The following is a 22,740-nucleotide window of genomic DNA, read 5'->3' on the forward strand; positions in this document are numbered from 1 at the left end:
CTGGGACGGTCGATGTGTCTGGGGCGGTCGAGGCGGACGGTCGAGGGGATCCGCTAGGCGGCGGCAGGGGCGAGTGCTCCCGCTGCCGGCACCCAGCCGAGGCGGGGCAGGACCGCGTGGCGGATGTCGGAGAGGATCTGGCGGTAGTCGTCGAGCGACAGCGCGTACGGCAGGGCGATGCGCAGCTCGGTGAGGCCGTCGATCGCGGGGTCGGAGGCGAGCCGTTCGACGATCTCCTCGGCGGTGCCGAACAGATCCCGCTGGAACACGTGCCCGTTCGTGGGCTGCTCGGTGCGCGCCTGCCTGCTCTCCGCGAACGCCGTGTACCGCGCGCGCTGGTCGGCCGTGGCGCTGTCGACCGGCAGGATCACCCGCTCGACGCCGACCGATCCCGTGCCGGGACCGGCGAAGTGCGCGTGGTAGTCGTCGATGTGGGCGCGCTGCGCGTCCTCGAAGGAGGCGGCTCCCGCCGCGGCGGTGATGTTCCCGAGCAGGAGCTTGAGCCCCTGGCCGGCGGCCCAGCGCACCGAGCGGGCGGAGCCGCCGCCGAGCCACACCCTGTCCCGGAGGCCGGCGATGTGCGGCTGCACCCGTGGCGTCTGCGGGCCGTAGGGCGTGGGGATGTCCGCACCGAGGCTGCGGCCCTCCAGGGCTTCCAGGAAGCGCCCGATCAGGACGTAGGGGTCGATGTCGCCGTCCTCGACCCGGCCGAGGTCCCGCAGCAGCGCTCCGTGCGGCGCCGACGAGCTGATCCCGACGTTGAGCCGGCCGCCGGAGAGGGCGTCGACCGTGCCGAAGTCCTCGGCCAGGCGGAACGGCGTCTCGTAGCCGAGCGGCACCACCGCCGTCTCCAGGCGGATGCTCCGGGTGCGCTGCGTGGCCGCGGCGAGGAAGGTTAGCGCCGACGAGACGCCGCGCTCGAGATGGCGCTGGCGGATCCCGGCCACCTGGAGCCCGATCTCCTCGGCGAACTCGAACAGCCGCAGCGTGTCCTCCAGACCCGCCGCGGGGTCGGTCTCCGGGTAGTTGCCGGCCAGGGTGAAGCCGGCGGAGGCGATGGTCGCGGTGCTCATCAGCGGGCGTCCTTCCAGGCGGAGACCAGCGAGTCCAGGCGCGAGTCGGCGCCGAGCCTGATGCCGTGCACGGTGGACTGGGTCGAGAGGATCGACGTCAGCTCGTGCACCGGGATCTGGTAGTACTGCGCCGCGATGCGCGCCTGCGCCTCGGCGAGGATCTTGTCGCGCGCGGCCGGGTTCCCCGCGGCCAGCTGGCCCTGCAGCAGGGTCTCGAGCTCGGGGTCGTCGATGTGCAGCTTCGTGGTGGCCTTCGAGTACTGGGTGCGCAGCACGTCTCCGTCGGCGCGCGAGAGGTTGCCCCACACGATGTCGAAGTCGCCCGAGGCCTGCTTCGCGAGGAACTCGGGTACGGTGCTGCCGGAGAGCACCACGCCGATCCCGACCTGCTTGAGCTGCTGCTGGATCAGCTCGAGCGAGGTCTGGTTCGGCCCGAAGTTCGTGATCCACGCCAGCTGCAGGGTCAGCGGAGTGCCGCCCTTCGTGCGGATCCCGTCGGAGCCCTTGGTCCAGCCCGCCTTGTCGAGGATCGCCGCGGCGTGCTTCGGGTCGTAGGAGAAGTGCTTGCTCTCGTCGGCCCAGGAGGGCGTGTTCTTCGCCAGCGTGCTCGTGGCGACCGCGAAGAGCTTGTTCAGGGACGTGTCCCGCACGACGGTCGGGTCGATCGCGGCGGCGATCGCCTCCCGCACGGCGATGTCCGAGACGATGGGGCGGGCGAGGTTGAACGAGAGGCCGAAGCTGATGCCCGGATTGCCGCGGGAGATCAGGGGGTAGCCCGCGTCCTGAAGCGTCTGCACGTCGGTGGGCTGGACGCCGCCGATGACGTCGACCTGACCGCTGGTCAGGCTTCCGGTGCGCACGCCCGCCTCGGGCGCCACCTGGAAGGTCACGGTGTCCAGGTGGGCGCGCCCGGTGTTCCCGAGCGGCTGGGGCGCCCAGGCGTAGTTCTTGCGGGCGGCGAGCACGGTCGAGACGTTCTTGGTGTAGCTGTCGAGCGTGAACGGGCCGGTGCCGACGATGGCCTTGCCGTCGGCGCGGTTCGCGAACGGCACGGCGAGGGTGGCGTTGCCGACGATGCCGAGGCCGACGCTCGCGGTCGAGTTGGGGAACGCGGCGTTCGGGGTGCTGAAGTCGACCTCGACGGTGTCGTCGTCGATGACCTTGGTCTCCTTGTACCCGACGAAGTTGCTGGTGGTCTGCGTCAGCGCCCCCGCGGTCTGGATGTCGTCGAAGGTGGCCTTGACGTTGGCGGCGGTGAACGGCGTGCCGTCGGAGAAGGTGACGCCGTGGCGCAGCTCGAAGGTGAACGACGTGGCGTCGGCGTTGCTCTTGTACGAGGTGGCGAGCCAGGGCTCCAGCTTCCCGGTGTCGGGGTCCTGGTAGAGCAGGGAGTCGACCAGCTGCCGCGTGACGTACCAGGTGTCGTTGCCGGAGCCGATCCCGGACGGGTTCAGCGAGATCGGGTCGTTGGCGATCGCGAACGTGAGCGCGCCGCCGTCGACGGGCTTCGCGGAGTCGCCGGTCGGGGCTCCCGCGGGCGCGGGGGCCGAGCAGGCGCTCAGGGCGAGGCCGGCGACGACGGCGATCGAGGCGAGCGCCGTGGTTCGCAGGCGCAGGGCGGCGCGGGGGCGCGACGCCGTTCGGGTCGGGTTCATGGTGGCTCCTTGGTGGGGGTGCGGTCCGGTGCAGGACGGAAGGGGTTCGGGAAGAGGAGACGGTCAGCGGGGGATCCGCAGGCCGCCGGGGATCGCGTCGAGCAGGGTGCGGGTGTACTCGGTGCGCGGATGGTCGAAGATCTCCTGGGCGCTGCCGGACTCGACGAGGCGACCGCGCTGCATCACGCCCACGGTGTGCGCGATCTGGCGGACCACGGCGAGGTCGTGGGAGATGAAGAGGTAGCTGACGCCGAACTCGCACTGGATGGTGCCGAGCAGGGTGAGGATCTGGTGCTGGATCGACACGTCGAGGGCGGAGACCGGCTCGTCGAGCACGATGAGCTCGGGCGAGATCGCGAGGGCGCGGGCGATCGCGACGCGCTGCCGCTGCCCGCCGGAGAGCTCCGACGGCCTGCGCTGCAGCACCGAGGACGGGAGCGCGACGACGTCGGTCAGCTCGGCGGCGCGGGCGCGGCGCCGCGTCCGGTCGCCGAGCCGGTAGGCGACGAGCGGGTCGCTGATGATCTGCTCGATCGTCAGCCGCGGGTTCAGCGCGGCATAGGGGTTCTGCTGCACGAGCTGCACCCGGCGGCGCAGCTGTCGCAGCTCCGCGCCGTGGAGGGCGGTGACGTCGGCGCCGTCGAATCGCACGGTGCCGGAGGTCGGGTCGGTGAGGCGCAGCGCCAGCCGGGCGGTGGTCGTCTTGCCCGAGCCCGACTCGCCGACGAGGGCGAGCGTCCGGCCGCGCTCGATCCGGAAGCCGACGCCGTCGACGGCGCGCTGGACGGCGCCGCCCGAACCGGGCAGCGCGAACTCCTTCACCAGCGCGTCGACCTCCAGGACGGGGTCGCCGGGGGCGGGAGGCGCGGCCACGTCGCGGGGAGCGAACGGATCGCCGGGACGCCCGCGCAGCACGATCGGCGACGACGTGTCGGCGACCAGCGGCTCGTGGCGCGCGTTCAGACCGGGCGCGGCCGCGATGAGCTGGCGGGTGTAGGGGTGCTCGGGGGTGAGTAGCACCTGATCCGGCGTGCCCTGCTCGACGATCCGGCCCTGGGACATCACGACGATGCGGTCGGCCCGGTCCGCGGCGACGCCCAGGTCGTGCGTGATGAGCAGGAGGCTCGCGCCGCGTTCGCGCTTGAGCTCGTCGAGATGGTCCAGGATCTGCCGCTGCACGGTCACGTCGAGCGCGCTCGTCGGCTCGTCGGCGATGATCAGCTGCGGATCGGCGGCGATCGCGATCGCGATGAGGACGCGCTGACGCATCCCGCCGGACAGCTCATGCGGATATTGCCGGGCGCGCAGGGCGGCGTCCGGCAGGCCGGCGCGCTCCAGCGCCTGCACGGCGCGCTGTGCCGCGTCGCGCCGGTCGGCGAGCCCGTGCACGCGCAGCACCTCTGCCACCTGCGTGCCGATCCGCTGCACAGGGTTGAGGCTCACGGTGGGGTCCTGCGGCACGAACCCGATCCGGCGCCCGCGCACCGACCGCAGAGCGGAGGTCGACGCGGTGGCCAGGTCGATCCCGTCGAAGCGGATGGCGCCCGAGGCGATCTGCGCCGCACCCGGCAGCAGCCGGATCACCGCGTGCACGGTCGTCGACTTGCCGGATCCCGATTCGCCGACGATCGCGACGGTCTCGCCGGGCGCGACGGACAGGCTCGCGTCGCGCACCGCGTCCACGCGGCCCCGTGCCGTGCGGTACGCCACGGAGAGGGACTCGATCTCGAGCAGAGGCGCCTGCGCGGTCATGAGGCATCCGTCCGTTCGGTGTCGAGCGCCCGGGCGAGCCGGTTCGCGGCCAGCACGGTCAGGGCGATCACGAGCCCCGGGAAGGTGGTGAGCCACCAGGCGTTGCGGAGGAAGTCGCGGCCGCCCGACACCAGGGCGCCCCATTCGGGGGCGGGCGCGGGCGCGCCGTAACCGAGGAAGCTCAGCGCGGAGACGGCGAGGATCGCGCCCCCGAGCTCGAGCACGCCGAGGGCGATGCCCGGTCCGGTCGAGTTCGGCAGCACGTGCCGCAGGAGCACCCGGATCCAGCTGTTCCCCGAGGCGCGCGCGGCCTCGACGTAGGCGGAGCTGCGCACCTTGATGACCTCGGCGCGCATGATGCGCGACACGGAGGCGACGCTGGCGGTGCCGACGGCGATCGCGACGTTCACGGTGCCGAAGCCCAGGGCGGTGATGACGGCGAGCGAGAGCAGCAGGCTCGGGATCGCCAGGAGCACGTCGGCGATCCGCATCAGGACGGCGTCGGTCCGCCCACCGGCGAATCCGCTCAGCAGGCCGATCGCGGAACCCGCGATCACGCCCACGGCCACGGCCAGCGAGGCGGCGCTGATCGTCAGCGAGGTGCCGTGCACGATCCTCGTGTAGAGGTCGCGCCCGATCTGGTCGGTGCCGAACCAGTGCGCGGCGGAGGGCCCCTGCAGGTGCTCGGCGGGCACGCCCGCGAGCGGGTCGCCGGGAGCGAGCAGGGTCGGGGCGAGCGCGGCGACGATCACGACGACGAGCCAGATCAGGGAGACGGCGGCCGCCGGCCGTCGTGCGAGCCAGGTCACCGCGCGGGGAGCGGGGGCGTCGCGCTCGCGACGCGACGCCCGCTCGGCGACCGCGTCGTCGAAGCGGTTCGCGGCGGTCCCGCCGAAGCCGTCCGCGGGATGCTGCGTGCCGTCGGGCAGCAGGGCGATCGTGTCGCTCATCGGGCATCCTCCAGGACGGCATCGATCACGGGCGGGGTGTCCGCGTGCGCCGGGACCGCCGTACGGTCCACAGAGCGCGGGCGACGTGAGGGCCGCGGGGGCCGCGGTGTCGCGGTCAGATCGATCCGCGGGTCCAGGAGCGGATAGACGAGATCTACGGCGAGGTTGACGACGACGAAGACGAGGGCGGCGAAGAGCACGACCCCCTGGACCACGGGGATGTCCTGCTGCTGCACGGCCGTGGCCGTGACGCGGCCGATCCCCGGACGGGAGAAGACCGTCTCGGTGACGACCGTGCCGCTGAGCAGCTGGCCGACGATGAGCCCGGTCACCGTCAGGGCGGGCAGCGCGGCGTTGCGCAGCGCGTGGCGCAGGTGGATCCGCACGCGGCCCGCACCCTTGGCGAGAGCGGTGTCGATGTAGGGCTCGCGCAGCGCGGCGGCGAGGCTCTTCGACAGCAGCTGGGCGATCATCGCCCCGGTCGGCAGCGCCAGGGCGACGGCGGGGAGGACGAGCGATGGGAACCCGCGGTCGCCCATCGCGGGGAACAGCGGCAGCTGGAACGAGAGCAGCTGGATGAGGATCAGCCCGAACCAGAAGGAGGGGATCGCCACGCCGAGCGGCGGGAGCCCGAGCAGGAAGGTCGAGAGCGCGCGGCTGCGCACGTACGTCGCGACGACCGCGAGCGCGGTGCCGGTGAGCACCGCGATCAGGAGGCCGAAGCCCGCGAGCAGGAGCGTCGGGGGGATCGCCTCGCCGATCACCTGCGACACCGGGCGTCCGGTGTCGATCGACGTGCCGAGATCGCCGGTGAGCACGCCGCCCAGGCGCAGGACGTACTGCACGAGGAGGGGCTGGTCCAGGCCGTACTTCGCCTTCAGGACGGCGAGCTGCTCCGGGGTGACGTCGCTGGCATCGCCGCCGGTCTTGAGGGCCACCGGATCGCTGGGCAGCGCGTAGAGCACGAGGAACGACACCGTGTACGCGGCCCACAGCACGATCACCGCCTGGCCGAGCCTCGACGCGAGGTAGCGCGCGATGCGGGATCGAGACGCGTCCGTCATCGACATGGGGTGCTCCTTTCGCTCTTCGCGGCACGGATCGGGGGATTCCGCGGTGCCCGAGGGGCTCCGTTCGAGCGATGCTCCCATCGGCGGCGACCGGGATCGCGGGCAGGGGTCATGCGCTGATGCAGACGGTCAAGAAGCGTCGTGCTCCGTCACGTGGCGTCGCACCGTGTCACCGGAGGACACAGTCCGCGCCGCCCCTCGCCCGGAGCGCCGGCGCAGTCCGTAGCGTGAGGTGTCCCGGTCCGCATCCCAGAGAGACGAGAGGGGTTCGCATCATGGCGTCCACATCCCCGACCGACGATGTCCTCGACAACCCGGCGTGGCATGCACTGACCGGCCCGCACGCGTCGTTCGCGCTCGGGGGCGACCTGGTGCGCCGGTATCCGGCCGACGTCGCCCCCTTCGTGGCGGTGCGCACCTGGGACGACCCCGGCGTGTGGCAGGCCCTCGTCGACCTCGTCGGACCCGGGCAGGAGATCGGCCTCTCCGGCGCCGACCCCGACCTCCCGGAGGGATGGGAGGAGCTCGGCCGCGGCGAGGGGGTGCAGCTGGTGCAGACCGATGCGCTGCAGCCCGTGCCGTTCGACGAGGCGATCGAGCTGGGAGCCGCCGACGTGCCCGAGATGCTCGCCCTCGTCGAACGGAACCAGCCGGGGCCCTTCCGGCCGCGCACCGTCGAGCTGGGCCGCTACATCGGGATCCGGCGCGACGGCCGCCTCATCGCGATGGCGGGGGAGCGGCTGCATCCGCAGGGCTGGACCGAGATCAGCGCGGTCTCGACGGATGTCGAGCACCGGGGTCAGGGTCTCGCCTCGCGTCTCGTCCTCGACGTCGCGTTCCACATCCAGCGGCGCGGCGACAGGGCGCTGCTGCACGCGGCGGCGACGAACGTCGGCGCCATCCGCGTCTACGAGCGACTGGGCTTCACGCTGCGCCGGCACACCACGTTCCTTGCCGTGCGCACCCCGGCCACCGCGGGCGACCGTGTCCTCGTCGGCTGACGATGCGCCGCGGAAGCGGATCCTTCCGCCGATGACCACGTGTGACGGCGACCGTGCACGCGGCCGCAGGCCCGACCTACCATGACGCAACCGACCCGCCCCTCCGGGTGGCGGAACGACTCTCGGAGGGAGATCCCATGACTCGGATCGCAGTGCTGGTGGGGAACCCCCAGCCGGCTTCGCGCACCCGTCTCGTCGCGGAGGAGGTGGCCGCGCAGCTGGGCGCCCGCAGCGGCGCCGACATCGACGCCACGATCGATCTCGCGGACGTGGCGGAGACGCTGTTCCGCTTCCCCGAGCCGCGGCTCGACGAGCTGCGGGAGCGGATCGCGAGTGCGGACGTGGCGGTCATCGCGAGCCCCACGTACAAGGCCGCCTACACGGGGCTGCTCAAGGCGTTCCTCGATCGCTACGGATCCGACGGGCTGCGTGGGCTCGTCGCGGTGCCGCTGCTCACGATCGGGGCGCCGACCCACGCGCTCGCCGTGGAGACGACCCTTCGCCCGCTGCTCGTCGAGCTCGGTGCGAGCGTGCCGACCCGCGGGCTGGCGTTCCCCGCCGCGGCCGTGGAGGAGCGTTCGCAGGTCGTCGCGGACTGGCTCGAGGCCGAGTGGCCGCGGATCCGGCACGCGTTCGCCGGCGGGACGCAGCCGGGCCGCTGAGGGGCGGTTTCTCAGCGGCCGACCGTGCGGATGTCTCCCGTGTCGCAATCGCACAGCGCCTCGGCGAGCAGAGCATCGGACCGGGCGATCAGGTTCCTCCGCTGCAGCTCGGGCACGGCCAGCGGGAGCGGTGCCAGGCGCAGCCCGACGTCGATCAGCAGCCCGCGCAGGCGGTGAGGGATCTTCATGGGTGCCTCCTCAGCGGTCGACGTAGCCCATGTGCTGGGCGTTGTAGCGGTCTCCGTGCACGCCGAGGCGACGGACGAGCGCGTCGAGGTCGGCGCGCTCGTCGGCGGAGAGGGCGAGCTGGGTGGCGGCGGCGTTCTCCCGGATCCGGGACGTGCGCCGGGTGCCCGGGATGGGGACGATCCAGGGATGCTGCGCGAGCAGCCAGGCGAGCGCGACCTGGCCCGGCGTCGCCTCCTTCGCCTCGGCCAGAGCTCTCACATGGTCCACCAGCGCCTGATTGGCGACGAGGTTCTCGGCCTCGAAGCGCGGCACGCGGGCGCGGATGTCGCCCTCAGCGAACGCCGTGCTCGTGTCGACGCTGCCGGTGAGGAAGCCCTTCCCGAGCGGGCTGAACGGCACGAATCCGATGCCGAGCGCCACGAGGGTCGGCAGCACCTCGGCCTCGGGGTCGCGGGTCCACAGCGAGTACTCGCTCTGCACGGCGGTCACCGGGCAAACGGCGTGGGCGGCGCGGATCGTCGCGGCGGAGGCCTCGGAGAGCCCGAAGTGCCTCACCTTGCCCTCGGCGATCAGCTGGGCCACGGTGCCGGCGACGTCCTCGATCGGCACCGCCGGGTCCACCCGGTGCTGGTAGAACAGGTCGATGGTCTCGGTGCGCAGGCGCGTGAGCGAGGCCTCGGCGACACGGCGGATCTGCTCCGGGCGGCTGTCCAGGCCGACGCTCTGCCCGTCGCGGATGTCCCAGCCGAACTTGGTGGCGATGACCACCTGGTCGCGGATCGGCGCGAGCGCCTCCCCGACGAGCTCCTCGTTGACGTACGGACCGTAGACCTCCGCGGTGTCGAAGAACGTGACGCCCTCGTCGAGCGCCGACCGCAGCACCGCGATCATCTCGCCGCGGTCGCCGGGGTTGGGTCCGTAGCTCTGCGACATGCCCATGGCGCCCAGCCCGATCGCCGAGACTTCGAGGCCCTGTCCGAGAGTCCTGGTGTGCATGCTCACTCCTTCGTCGTGGTGGTCTCGCGGCGCACGGCGGTGTGCGGTGGCGTCGCGGTGGTGGCGGCGAGACTGGCGAGCAGATCCAGTCGCTCCTGGCTCGCCGAGCCGGCCTCGGCCGTGTAGATGAGGAACGAGAGGCCTGGTTCGTCTGTCAGCTCGAGCCCCTCGTAGGTGAGGGTCAGCGCGCCGACGTCGTGGTGGTGGAACTGCTTCGTCCCGGATCCGTGACGGCGCACGTCGTGCGCGCCCCAGCGGGTGCGGAACGCGTCGGAACGCGTCGAGAGCTCGCCCACGAGGTCGTGCAGCTGCTTGTCGTGCGGGTCGTGTCCGGCCTCGGTGCGCAGGATCGCCACGGTGATGTCCGCGGCCGTCTCCCAGTCCGGGTAGAACTCCTTCGCGCGCGGGTCGAGGAAGCAGTACCGGGCGAGGTTGCCCTGCCCCGGCCCGTCGAGGACCTCGTCGTAGAACGCCCGGCCGAGGGCGTTGACCGCGAGGACGTCGAGGCGCCCGTTGCGCACGAAGGCCGGCCCGTGCGTGATCGCCTCCAGGGCGCGCACCAGCCCCGCCCGTGGCTCCCACGTCTTCGGCTTGCGGCGGCGCACCGGCCGCACCCCGCCGTTCGCCGTGCGGGCGAGGTCGAACAGGTGCTCGCGTTCGGCGTCATCGAGCTGCAGTGCGCGCGAGATCGTCTCGAGGACCGTGTCCGAGACTCCGACGAGGTTGCCGCGCTCGATCTTCGCGTAGTACTCCGGGCTCACGTCCGCGAGCATCGCCACCTCGCTGCGCCGCAGGCCCTCCACCCGACGGTGGCCGGTGGCGGTGAGCCCCGCCGCTTCCGGGCTGAGGCGTGCGCGACGGGACATGAGGAACTCTCGCGCCTCGGCTCTGGTGTCCATGTCCCCACGGTAGGACGCTCGGCCCCGCACCAGGGAGTCTCCGCTGGTACACCCTTCAGGAGAGACTCCCCGTCCCACCGGCCGTGGCGGCTCAGAGCGGTCACGCGACCGACGGCGCGGCGCCGTCGGCGAAGGCCGGCACGCGCACGGGCTGCCGGTGGGGGATCGGGATCGGCGTGCGGGAGGGGATCCGCGTCGGGCGCCCGGAGTGCAGGCGGATGGCCTGGAGCGCCTCCTGCGGCGACGCCCAGGTGGCGGGGAGCCCGAGGTCCTGCAGCCAGATCGTGTCGTACTCGGATCCGTCGGTCTCGTAGAGGCACGCGACGGTGCGGTACGGATCGCCCGGCCCGCGGCTCGTGTCCACCACGATCCACTCGATCGGGGTCAGCTGCTGCAGCAGATAACGGTCATTCGACATCGGGGCTCCTCGGGGATGGGGGTCTGCCGCGCGACGCGGCGAGGAGGGCAGCCACCCGGCTCGCTCTCGAGGGGGCGCGGACTGCGCGCGGGTGCCGTTCACCGGGAGCACCCGGGATTCGAAGGCGCGGGCGGGGTGGCTGTCACCTCGGCGTCGCACGGCGGGGCCGTGGTGACGGGGTCGCGGAGCGACCGGAGGGGAGCGGGCGAACACCAGCCCGCTGCTCGTCGGGAACGGCTCCCTCGTCTCGGTGCGGGATCGGGGCGCGCGCGGTCGATGATCGCCGCCGGTGGCGCGGCCGTCCGCGGTGGCCGCGCACGTGCTGTCGACGGGCGGCGGGACGGCCCACTCCGCGGCGACGATCTCATCGAACTCGGCCTGCATCAGCTCGTCGTCCGCGCAGATGAGGTCGATGAACTGCTCGTCGACGCGTCGATCGATCCTCGCCCCAGGGGTGGAGGAGAACATCGTCTTCCGTCCCGTCGGCTCAGGCGCTGATGGCGAGGCTGTCCGCCTTGCTCGAGATCTCGACCTTGCGCGGCTTCGACTCCTCGGCGACGGGGATCTGCAGGGCGAGCACGCCGTCGTCGTAATTCGCGCTGATCCGGCCGGTGTCCAGGTTGTCGCCGAGCACGAGCTGGCGGCTGAAGACGCCGCGCGGGCGCTCGGCCGCGAGCATGTTCGCGTCGCTGGCCCGGATCGGCCGCTCGGCCTTGACGGTCACCACGTTGCGTTCGACGTCCAGGTCGATCGACTCGCGATCGACTCCGGGCAGGTCGAACTCGACGTGGAAGACGTCGCCGTCCCGCCAGGCGTCCATCGGCATGACCGAGGGCTTCGCCAGGGTTCCGTCTGCTCCGAAGATCTGCTGGGTGAGTCGGTCCAGCTCACGGAACGGATCGGTGCGCATCAGCATCATGACCACCTCCATGTCCTCATCGAAGATGCTTCGGGGGCACGGATCCCGTCGTCAGGATCTATGCCCTGCGCTGTAGATTTTTTATAGCACCGTGATCAATTCGATGCAAGTCCCGCCGCATGACGCGACTGTCGCGGGACGGAGGGCGCCAGGATGCTCTCCTGGAGGAGCCGAAGGGCGTCGGCGGAGCTGCTTCCCGGGACGACGGTGTGGGTGAGGAGTCTCTGCCCGTCCGCCCCCGGCAGGTGCAGGGCCTGATAGTGCGTGTCGAGGTCGCCGATCTCGGGGTGGTGGAGCTGCTTGACGCCGCGGGAGCAGAGCTCGACCGTGTGCCGGGACCAGAGCGTCGCGAACGTCGCGCTGCGCATGCTCAGCTCGCCGACGAGTTCGGCCAGCGCCCGGTCGTCGGGATGCTGTGCGGCGACGAACCGCAGCGACGAGACCACGAGGACCGCCTCGGCATCCCAGTTCCGGTAGAGGTCGCGCGTGTGCGGATCCAGGAACATCATGCGGGTGAGGTTCGGGCGCGTGGCGGGGTCGGCAGGAGAGGCGATGTCCAGGTGCCCGGCGAACAGCGCGTGGCCGAGCGGGTTCCAGGCCAGCACGTCGCTGCGGCGGCCCAGGATCACCGCGGGCACGCCCGGCATGGCGTCCAGCAGCGCGAGTCCCCCCGGCGTCGGCTGCTCGGGGCGCGGCGCGCGGCGCCGGCGGCCGGCCTGAGGGCGGGCGAGGGCGAGGAGGTGACTGCGCTCGTCGTCCCGCAGCTGCAGGGCGCGGGCCAGCGCGTCGAGCACGCCGTCGGAGGCCGTGAGCGAGAGCCCCTGCTCCAAGCGCGTGTAGTAGGCGACCGAGACGCCCGCGAGCTGGGCGAGCTCCTCGCGGCGCAGGCCGGGCACCCGGCGCAGGCCGTAGCCGACCACGCCGGCGTCCTCGGGGCGGAAGGCGTCGCGCCGGGAACGGAGGAACTCGCCGAGTTCGCCGGGGCCTCGGGGGCGGCTGGTCGTCGATGCAGAGGACATGAGGCCCATTCTCCGCGCATGCCGTCGATCGTGCCTGACCCTGTCATTGGTAGGAACGCGCGGGATCTGGCTGGCACCCCGTCGCCGACGGCACCGTGGAGCCCCTCGTCCCTCTCGACCAAGGAGTCCCATGACGACGACCTCCTCCCGTCCCGCTGCGCCCCGGGCGGCGTCGACCGCACACGAGCGCATCGCGCTGCTGATCCTGCTCACCGCCGGATTCACGCTCGCGGTGGACTTCTCGATCCTGACGGTGGCACTGCCGCGTATCGGCCGCGACGTCGGCATCCCCACCGCGAACCTGCAGTGGATCGCGACGAGCTACGCGCTGTGCGCCGCCGGGTTCACCCTGCTCTTCGGCCGGGTGGCGGATTTGGTCGGGCGCAAGCGGATGTTCCTCATCGGCATGGCGCTGCTCGGCGCCGCCTCGCTCGGCGGCGGACTGGCGGGCGAGCCGATCCTGCTGCTGACCGCACGGGTCGCGCAGGGCCTGGCGACCGCGATGGTCACCCCCGCCGCCCTGTCCCTGCTGACGACGGCGTTCCCCGAGGGCCCGGCGCGCGATCGGGCGCTCGGACTCAACGGGGCGCTCATGGCTGCCGGCTTCACGACCGGTGCGGTCGTCGGCGGAGTCCTCACCGACTCGCTCAGCTGGCGGTGGGCGTTCTTCCTCAACGTCGCGGTGGCGGCGGTGGTGCTCTGCCTCGCGCCGGCGGTGCTGCGCGAGAGTCGCGCCGCGCACCGCCCCCGGCTCGACCTGCCGGGTGCGCTCACGGTGACGCTGGGCCTCGTCGCGATCGTCTACGGGGCGACGTCGGCCGGCCGGTACGGCTGGGCGAGCCCGCTCGTGTGGGCCTGCTTCACGGTCGCCGTGCTGGCGCTCCTCGCGTTCTGGCTCGTCGAGCGCCGCGTGCCGAACCCCCTGGTGTCGATGGCGCTGCTGCGGATGCCGAACGTGGCGTGGGGCAACGCCGCGGGCGTCGTCGCCTTCGCGACGGAGACGGCGCTGGTGTTCCCCCTCACCCTCTACCTGCAGGAGGTGCGGGGGATCCCGCCGCTCCTCGCCGGCCTGTCGTTCGGGGTGCTCGGCGTCGGCACCGTGCTCGGCGGGCTGCTCGCGCCGCGGCTGATCGGCCGCGCCGGCGCGAGGAGGGCGGTCGCCCTCGGGTTCGCGGTGCAGGCCGTGGCGACGGCGCCGCTGGCGCTCGTCGGCGCCGACTCGGCCTGGATCGTCCCCCTGCTGGCACTCACCTTCCTCGGCGGGGTGGCGAACCTCGTCGCGATCGTCGGGTACGTCGTCGCCTCCACGACCGGGATCCCGGACGGTCAGCAGGGCCTCGCGACCGGGCTGGTCACCTTGAGCCAGCAGATCGGCATCGCGCTGGGGACGCCCGTCCTCGCCGCGATCGTCGCGAGCGGCGCCGCGTCGGGCGCGCACGGCCTGCTCGCCGGGATCCGCGCGGCGGTGCTCGTGGACGCCCTCGCGTGCGCCGTCGCCGCGATCATCGCCGGCATCCTGGGTGCGCGGACGCGGAGCGGCCGCTGACGGCGGCGGACGCGCGACGTTGCACGGCCGACTCGCGCCCGTAATGCCGGCGAAACGTGCGGGTGGAAGGGTCCATGCATGGAAACGTCTTTCGCCGGCTACTGGAGCCGCCGGGCAGCGGCAGCCGGCTCCGGCTCGCCCTGGGACGAGATGTTCGACGCCGCCGACGCGGCCGTCGGGCTCGCGGCCCGGGATCCGTACCGCTCGATCCATCGGGCGCTCAGCGACATGTCCGCCGAGGATCTGCGCGGGAGGGTCGAGGCGCTCGCAGGAGCGTACCTGTCGCAGGGCGTGACCTTCGACTTCGCGGGTGAGGAGCGCCCGTTCCCGCTCGACGTCGTCCCGCGCGTGATCGCCTCCGACGAGTGGCGCGAGGTGGATCTCGGAGTCGCTCAGCGGGTGCGGGCGCTGGAGGCTTTTCTCGCCGACGTCTACGGTGCGCGCCGCTGCGTGGCAGACGGCGTCGTGCCGGCGCCGCTGATCGCCTCGTCGAGCCACTTCCATCGTGAGGCCGCGGGGATCGTGGCGGCGAACGGCGTGCGGATCCAGGTCGCCGGCATCGACGTCATCCGCGACGAATCCGGCGGGTGGCGCGTGCTCGAGGACAACGTGCGCGTGCCGAGCGGCGTGAGCTACGTGCTCGCCAACCGGCGGGCGCTCGCGCAGATGGTGCCGGAGATGTTCGCGGACATGCGGGTGCTCCCGGTGGTCGACTACCCGAACCGGCTGCTCGGCGCGCTGCGCGCTGCAGCGCCGTCGGGCGCCGACGATCCGACGGTCGTGGTGCTCACGCCCGGCGTGTTCAACTCGGCCTACTACGAGCACACCCTCCTGGCGCGGCTGATGGGGGTCGAGCTCGTGGAGGGCCGCGACCTGTTCTGCTCCGCCGGACGGGTCTGGATGCACACCACGACGGGCCCGCGACGCGTCGACGTGATCTACCGTCGCGTGGACGACGAGTACCTCGATCCGCAGCAGTTCCGTCCCGACTCGATGCTCGGTGCGGCGGGGATCCTGAACGCCGCGCGGCTCGGGAACGTGACGATCGCGAACGCCGTGGGCAACGGCGTCGCCGATGACAAGCTCGTGTACACCTACGTGCCGGACCTGATCCGCTACTACCTCGCCGAGGAGCCGATCCTCGCGAACGTCGACACGTGGCGCCTCGAGGACCCCGGGGCTCTCGAGGAGGTGCTGGACCGCCTGGACGAGCTCGTCGTCAAGCCGGTGGACGGCTCCGGCGGGAAGGGCCTGATCATGGGACCCGCGGCGACGCGGGCGGAGCTCGACGCGGCCCGCAAGACGCTGGCCGCGGATCCGCGGGGCTGGATCGCGCAGCCGGTCGTGCAGCTGTCCACGATCCCGACCCTCGTCGACGGCGGCTTCCGTCCGCGGCATGCCGACCTCCGGCCGTTCGCGGTCAACGACGGCGACGGCATCTGGGTGCTGCCCGGCGGGCTCACCCGGGTGGCGCTGCCGGAGGGGCAGCTCGTCGTGAACTCGAGTCAGGGCGGCGGATCCAAGGACACCTGGGTGCTGGAGGATCCCGCGATGCCGCGGGGATCGTCCACGATCCGCGCGGACAGGGTCGCCGCGCCGTCCGCCGCCGACCTCGCCGGCGCCGACGTCGCGCCGCTGCCCGTGCCGCCGCTCGACGATCCGCAGCGGCAGCAACAGCAACAGCAACAGCAGCAGCAGCAGCAGGAGGGATCATGCTGAGCCGGATCGCCGAGGCGCTGTTCTGGATCGGACGATACGTGGAGCGCGCCGACGGCACGGCCCGCATCCTCGACGTGCATCTGCAGCTGCTGCTCGAAGACCCCTGGGCCGACGAGGAGTCGGTGTGCCGGGGTGTGCTGGCGGTGATGGGCGTCCCCGACGCCGCCGGCGGGAACCCGCGGCGGGCGGATGCGCTCCGCACGCTCGCCACAGATCGGACGAGGGCCATCTCGGTCGCGCATTCGCTGTCGTCGGCACGTGAGAACGCGCGGCGGGCCAGGGAGGTCATCTCGCAGGATCTCTGGGAGGTCTTGAACACGACCAACGCGCGGCTGCCGCAGCGCGTCGACTTCGAGAGGTCGCACTCGTTCTTCCGGTGGGTGCGGGAGCGCGCGGCCCTGACCTACGGCGTGGCGGAGACATCGATGAGCCGGGACGAGGCCTGGTACTTCTTCGTGCTGGGGCGAGCCCTCGAGGCCGCGGACATGACGGCCCGCCTGCTCGTCTCGGCGGCGCGGGCCGACGGCGGGAGCACCATCAACTGGATGACGCTGCTGCGCAGCTGCGACGCGTACGACGCGCATCTGCGGGTGCACCGCGCCATGCCGACCGGGACCTCGGCCACGGAGTTCCTGCTGGTCGACCGGCACTTCCCCCGGTCGGTCCTGTCGAGCGTGATCCGCGCCGAGGAGAGCCTGCGGCGGATCGGACAGAGCTCGCCCCTGCTGCCGCCGGACGCGGTGGGCCGGGCGATCGGCCGCCTGCGGTCGGAGCTGGAGTACCGGCCGGTCGCAGACCTCGTGCTCCTGCTCGAGAGCAGCATGCGGCACGTGCAGGAGAGCGTCTCCGAGATCAGCAACGCCGTGCAGGACCAGTACTTCCCATCGATCGCCGCTCCCGTCTGGACCGAGGAGACGCTATGACCCGGCTCAGGATCGTGCATCGCACGGGCTTCCAGTACGCCTCGCCCGCGACCGCCTCGTACAACGAGGCGCGGATGCTCCCGCGCACGCAGGACCGCCAGCTCGTGCTGCAGGCCCGGCTGGAGACCACCCCCGCGACGCATCCGAGCACCTACAACGACCACTGGGGCGCGCCCGTCGCCTCGTTCGAGGTGCTCACACCGCACGACGAGCTCTCGGTGGTCGCGACGAGCGTCGTCGAGACGCGGGCGCTCGCTCCCCGCGGCCGGGAGCTCGGCTGGGAGGAGCTCGCGCACGCCGCCGCGACCTCGCTCGACGTCGCGGAGATGCTGATCCAGACCCACGCGACCGAGCCCGACGCGCAGATGCGCGAGCTCGCGGCGCGGTCCCGCGCCGAGCACGACGGCATCGACGGCGCGGCGCGGGGGATCTGCCGGATCGTCGGCGAGGCGATGACCTACCGGCGCGGCGTGACCGGGGTGAACTCGACGGCGCGCGACGCGTGGCCCGCGCGGGCGGGCGTCTGCCAGGACATCGCCCATGTGACGCTCGGGATGCTCCGCGCGGCCGGGATCCCGGCGCGCTACGTCTCCGGCTACCTGCATCCCGATGCGGATCCGAAGGTGGGGGAGACGGTCACGGGGGAGTCGCACGCCTGGGTGGAGTGGTTCTCCGGTGCGTGGCGCGGCTACGACCCCACCAACCTCGTGGAGATCGGCCCGTCGCACGTGTTCGTCGGCGTCGGCCGCGACTACTCCGACATCGCCCCGCTCCGCGGGGTGTACGCAGGATCCGGCGCCTCGGACATGTTCGTCTCGGTCGACATCACGCGCCTGGAGTGACGGCACGGCGCACGCGGGCGTGAGCCGTGAGCGATGATACCTCTGGCAGAGGTATCATCGCTCACGTGGAGAACTTGACGCCGACAGCGCACACGATCCTGGGCTATGTCGCTTCGCATCCGCGAAGCGGGTACGAGATCCGCCAGGCCGCCTCGCGCAATCCGTTCTGGGGCATCAGCGACGGACAGCTGTATCCGCAGCTGCGGCTGCTGGCGGGCGCGGGGCTCATCGAGTCCGACGGCATGGACGGGCCCCGGGGCAAGACGATCTGGCGGATCACGCCGTCGGGGCGGCAGGCCCTGCGAGACTGGCTCGGCGAGGAGACGCCGCCCGTCGTGATCCGGGACGAGAACCTGGTGAAGCTGCTGTTCGCCGCTCCGCTCGACCGCGGGCTCGCCCGGGCGCTGGTGGAGGAGCGCCGGGCGCAGTTCGCGTCGTTCCGGGACCTCGTCGCGGCGGTCGCGCCGGGCGCCTCCTGGACGGATGCGGAGCGGAGTGCCGCGGCAACCGTCCCGGCGCTCGTGCGCGACTACGGCCTGGAGTTCGCCGACGACGCCGTGGCCTGGTGCGACCGCGTCCTCGACGCGCTGGACGGCGACGCGTGACCGCGCCGCTGCGTCCCGTGCGGATCACCGTGTCCCGCGTGCTCTACCTCCTGGGCGGAGCGATCGGGATCGTCAACGGCGTCATCGAACTGGGTCCGGATGCACGCCCCTCGGTGCAGGCCGCCGGGTGGCCGCTGATGGTGTCGGGAGCGGCCGCGCTCGCTCTGGTCGTCGTGCTCCGTCGACCGCGGCGGTGGCTCCCGATCACGGCCGGTGCGGTCTCCGCAGCCCTGATCGGCGCACGCGTCCTGCAGGCGGTGGCGGTCGGGTCCCCGGCGGTGCTGATCGCCTGCCTCCTCCCCGTGGTGGCTCTCCTCGGGGTGATCGGATCCGAAGGCCGCGCCTGGGCGCGCATGCCGGCTGCGGACTGGGCGGCTCGCCGCGCCGCCCACCGTGAGCGGCGTTCCGGTCACGGGGCCGTGCGCCGCACCGTGGGGGCCGTCGGCGCGGTCGGGCTCGTCGCGGGCGTGCTCCTCGTCGGCGTCGGCGCGGGGATCGTCGCCGCCGTCGCGCCGTGCTCTCTGCCGGGGCCCGCCGCGCGCAGCGGTCTGGACACAACGGACGGCTCGGCGCAGCCGGACGCCGCGCCCACGGGATCCGTACCCGCGACAGACGGGGTCCGCCTCGCCTACTACGCGTTCATCCCCCGGGCTCCACGGGCGAGCCTGGTGTTCTATCACGGCTCCGGGGCGAACAGCGCTGCCGGATACCTCGGCATCGGCCAGGCCCTCCGCGCGCAGGGGATCGCCGTCTACCTCTTCGACATCCGCGGTCACGGCGCCTCGGGCGGGCCCCGTGGCGACACTCCGAGCACGCCTCAACTGGAGCAGGACACGGCATCGGCGGTCTCGTTCGTGCACCATGAGCAGCCCCACGTGCCGGAGTTCGTCGGCGGTCACTCCGCCGGCGCCGGGGTCGTGCTCAACAGCGCGCAGCGGCTGTCGACGCCCATCGCGGGCTACGTGTTCCTCGCCCCCGATTTCGGACTGCACTCGGGCACCGAGCGCGAGGGCGACGCCTCCAACTTCGCGACGATCTGCCAGCGGCCGCTGATCGCCGCGACCCTCACGAACGGCCTGCTGGGCGCGCACACACCGGCGGTCTCGTTCGCCTACACGCCCGCTCAGATCGCCGCGGGCCTGATCCCGCAGTACACCGCCGCCATGGCGATCGCCCAGAACGCCGATGACAGCGCGGCGGTCCTCGCACGGCTCGACCGGCCCGTCGGGGTGTGGATCGGGGGCGACGACGAGGTGTTCGACCCCTCGCGCGTCGCCGCCTACGCCGAGGCGCACACGGGGAACCGGGCGGCCGTGTCGATCGTCCCCCACGAGAGCCACCTCGGGATCCTCGACGACCCGGCGCCGGTCGGAGAGTGGATCCTGGCCCATCGGGGAGGCTAGGCGGCCGGCTGCCCGCTTCGCCCTCACCGTGCCTGCGGTCGCATGCCGCGGCGACGGCGGATCCGGCTGAGCAGCGCGGGGACGATGCCGGCCGCGATCGCGAGGATCAGGGAGGTGATCGCGATCACGGTCACCCGCACGGGCGTCCCGTCCTGCCGGGGGAGCGCAGGCAGCGGGTACTCGATGTACTTCGCGGCGGTCTCGGCGACGTGGCGCCCGTCGGTGCGCGCGATGTCGGCGAGGATCGGGTCGAAGCTCGCGTTGCCGCTGCCCGAGGCCGCGGCCGGGAGGAACACCGGCACGCCGGGGGCGGCGTCCGCGAGCGGCGCGGGTGACGTCGTGCCGGGGATGACGAGGCGATCGAGCCGGCCGGCATCTCCGACCGGGGTGGCGAGGAGCGTCATGCCGTGCCGGGTGACGACCTCCTCACGCTCGGCGACCGGCACGACGTGCGCGGTGAAGGCCGCCCCGCCGTACAGCTCGGCGGCCGCCGCGACGTCGATCTCGTCGACGCCGGGCGTGAGCCCGAGGCCGTAGCGGGGCTGCCCCCATGGCAGGGTCGCGCCGAGCACGTACGGGTAGTCCCCGAGCGACACCGTGCTGACCGGGATGTCCGTCGCCCCGTCCGGCGCCCAGTGCGGGTAGTGCACCTCGTCGGCGATCCGCACGGCCTCGGCGGTGCCCGCCCGCTGCTGCACGACGTGCAGACTCGCGGCGATCCCGGAGCTCACGCCCGCGGTGGTGAGCACGTCGCCGTCCTCGACCCAGCGCTGCCCCCGCACCCACGTGGTCTCCGGGTGCGCCGAGGTCATCCCGTCGATGTCGGACCAGAACGACGTCGCCCGCTTGCCGTGGAGCACCGGGGTCTCGACGAGCACGCGGGCGCCGGCGCACACGCCCATCACGCGGGCGCCGGCGTCGTGCGCGGTCTCGATGAAGGTGCGCAGCTCCGCCTCCCCGGCGCCGGACGGATCGGCGATCGCGGGGACGACGACGAGATCGGGGCGGGGCAGCCGGCCGGACGCGTAGTCGTCGAAGGTCGCGTCGGGCACGGTGGTGAGCCCGCCGGACAGCGCAACCGGGGCGCGCGACGCCGCGACCGTGCGCACGTCGAAGCGGTCCGACGCGGCGAAGACGCCATAGGGGCCCATCGCGTCGGTCGCGACGGTGCCGCTGCGTCCGAGGAGGATGGCGACCTGGATCCGGTCGGGGGCGGCCGGCCGAATGGCCGCGGTCGCGGCGGCATGCGCGGGGAGCGGCGCGAAGTCCTGCGCCATGGTCGTGGCGAAGCCGGCGGCCGCGGTGCCGCCGAGCACGGCGGCGGACAGGGCGATGCCGCCGGCCGTGAGCAGGGCGCGCCGAAGGAAGGTGTTCATGGGGGCTCCGATGGGTCGGTGAAGGGACCGCGACGGGACGTCGCGGGTCGGGGTGTGAGGGTGCGGCGGGTCGGGCTAGCGCAGCGAGGCGCGGTACTCGCGCGGAGACAGGCCCTGCACCTGGGAGAACATGCGCCGCAGCTGGCGGGCGTCGGCGTAACCGCAGGCCAGCGAGATCTCCTCGATCGAGAGGCCGGTGCATGACAGCAGGGCCTTCGCGTGGCCGATGCGCAGGGTCTGCTGGTACTGCAGGGGCGTCATGCCGACCGTGCGGACGAACTTGCTCGTCAGCGTGCGCGGTGCGAGATGCACGGCCTGCGAGAGCTCCTCGAGCGTGTAATGCTCCGCGAACCCGTCGGCGAGGATCTGCTGCACGGCCTGCACCTCCGGGACGACGTGGTCGCGGAACTCGACGAAGGGGCTGGTCGGGGCCGCCGTGCCGTTGCGGCGGAGATAGACCACCAGCTCGCGAGCGACCCGGGCCGCGAGCGGTGCGCCGTGATCCTGCTCGATGATCGCGAGCGCGAGGTCGATGCCCGACGCGATGCCCGCGCTGGTGAGGATCAGGCCGTCCATGACGAAGAGCACGTCGTCCACGACCCGGGCGCGCGGGTACCGCTCGCGCATGTGGTCGATCACGCTCCAGTGCGCCGTGCAGCGGTGCCCGTCGAGCAGGCCCGCCTCGCCCAGCAGGAACGCCCCGGTGCAGACCGACGCGATCTGCGCGCCGGCGTCCGCGGCCTCCCGGATCCAGCGGATCACCCCCGGGTCGATCTCCAGCGACATGGTCAGGTCGGCGCCGGGGATCAGGACGAGATCGCCGTCGTGCACCGGCGCCAGCGCGCCGAGGCCGGACAGGTCCAGTCCCTGAGCCGACGACACGAGCGGATCCGAGGAGACGAACGCGAGGTCGTAGCCGGCGCCGAGGCGCGCGGCCGCCGAGAACGCCTGCACGGGACCTGACAGATCCAGCAGGTTCACATGGGGCAGCACCAGCACGATGATTCGCTTCGACACCCTTGAAATCTACGGTCGACGGGCCGCCGCTGCCAGGCGGAATCGGGCAGCATTACCGGACGGATCTGGCAATCGAGGTAGGCAGCTGCACCGCGCACCCAGGCCTGGGTCGAGAGGAGGGGAGGAGTCGCGCGACAGATCTGTGGCGAGCTTGTATAGTGGCAAGTACGTCACGTACATCATGTACGTTACGTCCGGATCTGCCGGCGCTCGCCGCCGGCTTCACTGCACACCAGAGAGACACCATGAGCCCCTCGGCTGCCGTCGACTACCCTTCCTTCACGTCTGCTCGGACCCACTTCAAGGACGTCCTCGATGCGACCGAACAGGGCCGTTCAGTCACGGTTGCGCGTGACGGGCAGGTCTCGGTCGTCGTCCCTGCAGACAGGCTCCGAGGGTTCTTCTTCCGAACCGTTTCGCCTCGTGTCGAGGTGACGAGCGATCACGGGCGCATCATCGCCCTGATGTCGGGGCGCCCCTTCGTCTCGGAGGGCGCCACGGTCGACGACGCACTGAGCGACCTCGTTCTCTCCCTTCGTGAATACGCGGAAGACTGGGAGGCTCGCCTTCAGCAGGCGCCCAACCACCGCGACAACTGGTCCCTCGTGCAGCTGGTCAAGCTCTCCTCGGATGCCCAGCTCCTGGAGTGGTTCGAGCGCGGAGGTGAGTAAGCATCCGGTGGCGACGCGGGAGGACCATGACTCCT

At 72.5% G+C, this 22,740-nt stretch carries 22 protein-coding genes; 9 read left to right on the forward strand and 13 right to left on the reverse strand.

All coding sequences use genetic code 11. From position 1 onward, the window contains the following. Positions 1–53: 53 nt before the first annotated feature. The 5 genes from RL72_RS14490 to RL72_RS14510 all read right to left on the reverse strand — a co-directional run bounded on the left by RL72_RS14490 (position 54) and on the right by RL72_RS14510 (position 6,500). Positions 54–1,073, reverse strand: a complete 1,020-nt coding sequence (locus RL72_RS14490) for an LLM class flavin-dependent oxidoreductase (RefSeq protein WP_045251560.1) — start codon at positions 1,071–1,073, stop codon at positions 54–56. Further along, positions 1,073–2,728, reverse strand: coding sequence for an ABC transporter substrate-binding protein (locus RL72_RS14495; RefSeq protein ID WP_045251561.1), 1,656 nt, complete (start codon positions 2,726–2,728; stop codon positions 1,073–1,075). The genes RL72_RS14490 and RL72_RS14495 overlap by 1 nt, the downstream gene beginning before the upstream one ends. A gap of 63 nt (positions 2,729–2,791) precedes the next feature. After that, positions 2,792–4,480 (reverse strand): dipeptide ABC transporter ATP-binding protein, encoded by a 1,689-nt coding sequence (locus RL72_RS14500; RefSeq protein ID WP_045251562.1) that lies wholly within the window; start codon positions 4,478–4,480, stop codon positions 2,792–2,794. After that, positions 4,477–5,430: an ABC transporter permease gene (locus tag RL72_RS14505; RefSeq protein WP_045251563.1), complete on the reverse strand. Its 954-nt coding sequence runs from the start codon at positions 5,428–5,430 to the stop codon at positions 4,477–4,479. The genes RL72_RS14500 and RL72_RS14505 overlap by 4 nt, the downstream gene beginning before the upstream one ends. Continuing rightward, positions 5,427–6,500, reverse strand: coding sequence for an ABC transporter permease (locus RL72_RS14510; RefSeq protein WP_052674440.1), 1,074 nt, complete (start codon positions 6,498–6,500; stop codon positions 5,427–5,429). The genes RL72_RS14505 and RL72_RS14510 overlap by 4 nt, the downstream gene beginning before the upstream one ends. 275 nt (positions 6,501–6,775) lie before the next feature. On the opposite strand from RL72_RS14510, the gene RL72_RS14515 reads away from it, so the two are divergent. Beyond that, complete coding sequence (locus RL72_RS14515) at positions 6,776–7,501, forward strand: GNAT family N-acetyltransferase (protein WP_045251564.1); 726 nt, start codon at positions 6,776–6,778, stop codon at positions 7,499–7,501. 137 nt (positions 7,502–7,638) lie between these two features. Continuing rightward, positions 7,639–8,163 carry an NADPH-dependent FMN reductase gene (locus RL72_RS14520; RefSeq protein WP_045251565.1) on the forward strand — a complete coding sequence of 175 codons (525 nt, stop codon included), beginning with the start codon at positions 7,639–7,641 and terminating at the stop codon, positions 8,161–8,163. 11 nt (positions 8,164–8,174) lie between these two features. On the opposite strand, the gene RL72_RS19915 is transcribed toward RL72_RS14520, so the two are convergent. The 6 genes from RL72_RS19915 to RL72_RS14545 all read right to left on the reverse strand — a co-directional run bounded on the left by RL72_RS19915 (position 8,175) and on the right by RL72_RS14545 (position 12,603). After that, positions 8,175–8,351, reverse strand: a complete 177-nt coding sequence (locus tag RL72_RS19915; protein ID WP_156156809.1) for a hypothetical protein — start codon at positions 8,349–8,351, stop codon at positions 8,175–8,177. Between the two features lie 10 nt (positions 8,352–8,361). Then, positions 8,362–9,348: an aldo/keto reductase gene (locus RL72_RS14525; protein ID WP_045251566.1), complete on the reverse strand. Its 987-nt coding sequence runs from the start codon at positions 9,346–9,348 to the stop codon at positions 8,362–8,364. A gap of 2 nt (positions 9,349–9,350) precedes the next feature. Then, positions 9,351–10,247, reverse strand: coding sequence for a helix-turn-helix transcriptional regulator (locus tag RL72_RS14530; RefSeq protein WP_045251567.1), 897 nt, complete (start codon positions 10,245–10,247; stop codon positions 9,351–9,353). Positions 10,248–10,347: 100 nt separating this feature from the next. Further along, a complete protein-coding gene (locus tag RL72_RS14535) occupies positions 10,348–11,133 on the reverse strand; it encodes a hypothetical protein (protein WP_045251568.1) in 786 nt (261 codons plus the stop codon). Between the two features lie 19 nt (positions 11,134–11,152). Beyond that, entirely contained in the window at positions 11,153–11,581 is a 429-nt protein-coding gene (locus RL72_RS14540) for an Hsp20/alpha crystallin family protein (RefSeq protein ID WP_045251669.1), read from the reverse strand. 98 nt (positions 11,582–11,679) lie between these two features. After that, on the reverse strand, positions 11,680–12,603 hold the full coding sequence (locus RL72_RS14545) for a helix-turn-helix transcriptional regulator (protein ID WP_045251670.1): 924 nt from the start codon (positions 12,601–12,603) through the stop codon (positions 11,680–11,682). Positions 12,604–12,733: 130 nt separating this feature from the next. Between RL72_RS14545 and RL72_RS14550 the strand changes: the two genes are divergently transcribed. The 6 genes from RL72_RS14550 (at position 12,734) to RL72_RS19265 (ending at position 19,641) form a co-directional block, all read left to right on the forward strand. Continuing rightward, complete coding sequence (locus tag RL72_RS14550) at positions 12,734–14,149, forward strand: MFS transporter (protein ID WP_045251569.1); 1,416 nt, start codon at positions 12,734–12,736, stop codon at positions 14,147–14,149. 78 nt (positions 14,150–14,227) lie between these two features. Beyond that, complete coding sequence (locus RL72_RS14555) at positions 14,228–15,868, forward strand: circularly permuted type 2 ATP-grasp protein (protein WP_045251570.1); 1,641 nt, start codon at positions 14,228–14,230, stop codon at positions 15,866–15,868. After that, complete coding sequence (locus RL72_RS14560; protein ID WP_045251571.1) at positions 15,862–16,791, forward strand: alpha-E domain-containing protein; 930 nt, start codon at positions 15,862–15,864, stop codon at positions 16,789–16,791. Before RL72_RS14555 ends, RL72_RS14560 begins: the two co-directional genes overlap by 7 nt. Next, on the forward strand, positions 16,788–17,633 hold the full coding sequence (locus RL72_RS14565; RefSeq protein ID WP_045251572.1) for a transglutaminase family protein: 846 nt from the start codon (positions 16,788–16,790) through the stop codon (positions 17,631–17,633). Before RL72_RS14560 ends, RL72_RS14565 begins: the two co-directional genes overlap by 4 nt. Positions 17,634–17,698: 65 nt before the next feature. Next, positions 17,699–18,238 (forward strand): PadR family transcriptional regulator, encoded by a 540-nt coding sequence (locus RL72_RS19260; RefSeq protein WP_052674442.1) that lies wholly within the window; start codon positions 17,699–17,701, stop codon positions 18,236–18,238. Next, a complete protein-coding gene (locus RL72_RS19265) occupies positions 18,235–19,641 on the forward strand; it encodes an alpha/beta hydrolase (RefSeq protein WP_052674444.1) in 1,407 nt (468 codons plus the stop codon). Before RL72_RS19260 ends, RL72_RS19265 begins: the two co-directional genes overlap by 4 nt. A 23-nt stretch (positions 19,642–19,664) precedes the next feature. Here the strand turns inward: RL72_RS19265 and RL72_RS14580 are convergent, their stop codons facing one another. Together RL72_RS14580 and RL72_RS14585 are read right to left on the reverse strand one after the other, a co-directional pair. Further along, the gene (locus RL72_RS14580; RefSeq protein ID WP_045251573.1) at positions 19,665–21,017 is read right to left on the reverse strand and encodes a DJ-1/PfpI family protein; all 1,353 of its coding nucleotides are present in this window, start codon (positions 21,015–21,017) and stop codon (positions 19,665–19,667) included. A gap of 75 nt (positions 21,018–21,092) precedes the next feature. After that, a complete protein-coding gene (locus RL72_RS14585) occupies positions 21,093–22,034 on the reverse strand; it encodes a GlxA family transcriptional regulator (RefSeq protein ID WP_052674446.1) in 942 nt (313 codons plus the stop codon). 431 nt (positions 22,035–22,465) lie between these two features. On the opposite strand from RL72_RS14585, the gene RL72_RS20265 reads away from it, so the two are divergent. After that, complete coding sequence (locus RL72_RS20265) at positions 22,466–22,705, forward strand: hypothetical protein (RefSeq protein ID WP_211256064.1); 240 nt, start codon at positions 22,466–22,468, stop codon at positions 22,703–22,705. Positions 22,706–22,740 lie beyond the last annotated feature (35 nt).

This window comes from Microbacterium azadirachtae (genome assembly GCF_000956545.1).
In the GTDB taxonomy this organism is placed as follows: Bacteria; Actinomycetota; Actinomycetes; order Actinomycetales; family Microbacteriaceae; genus Microbacterium; species Microbacterium azadirachtae.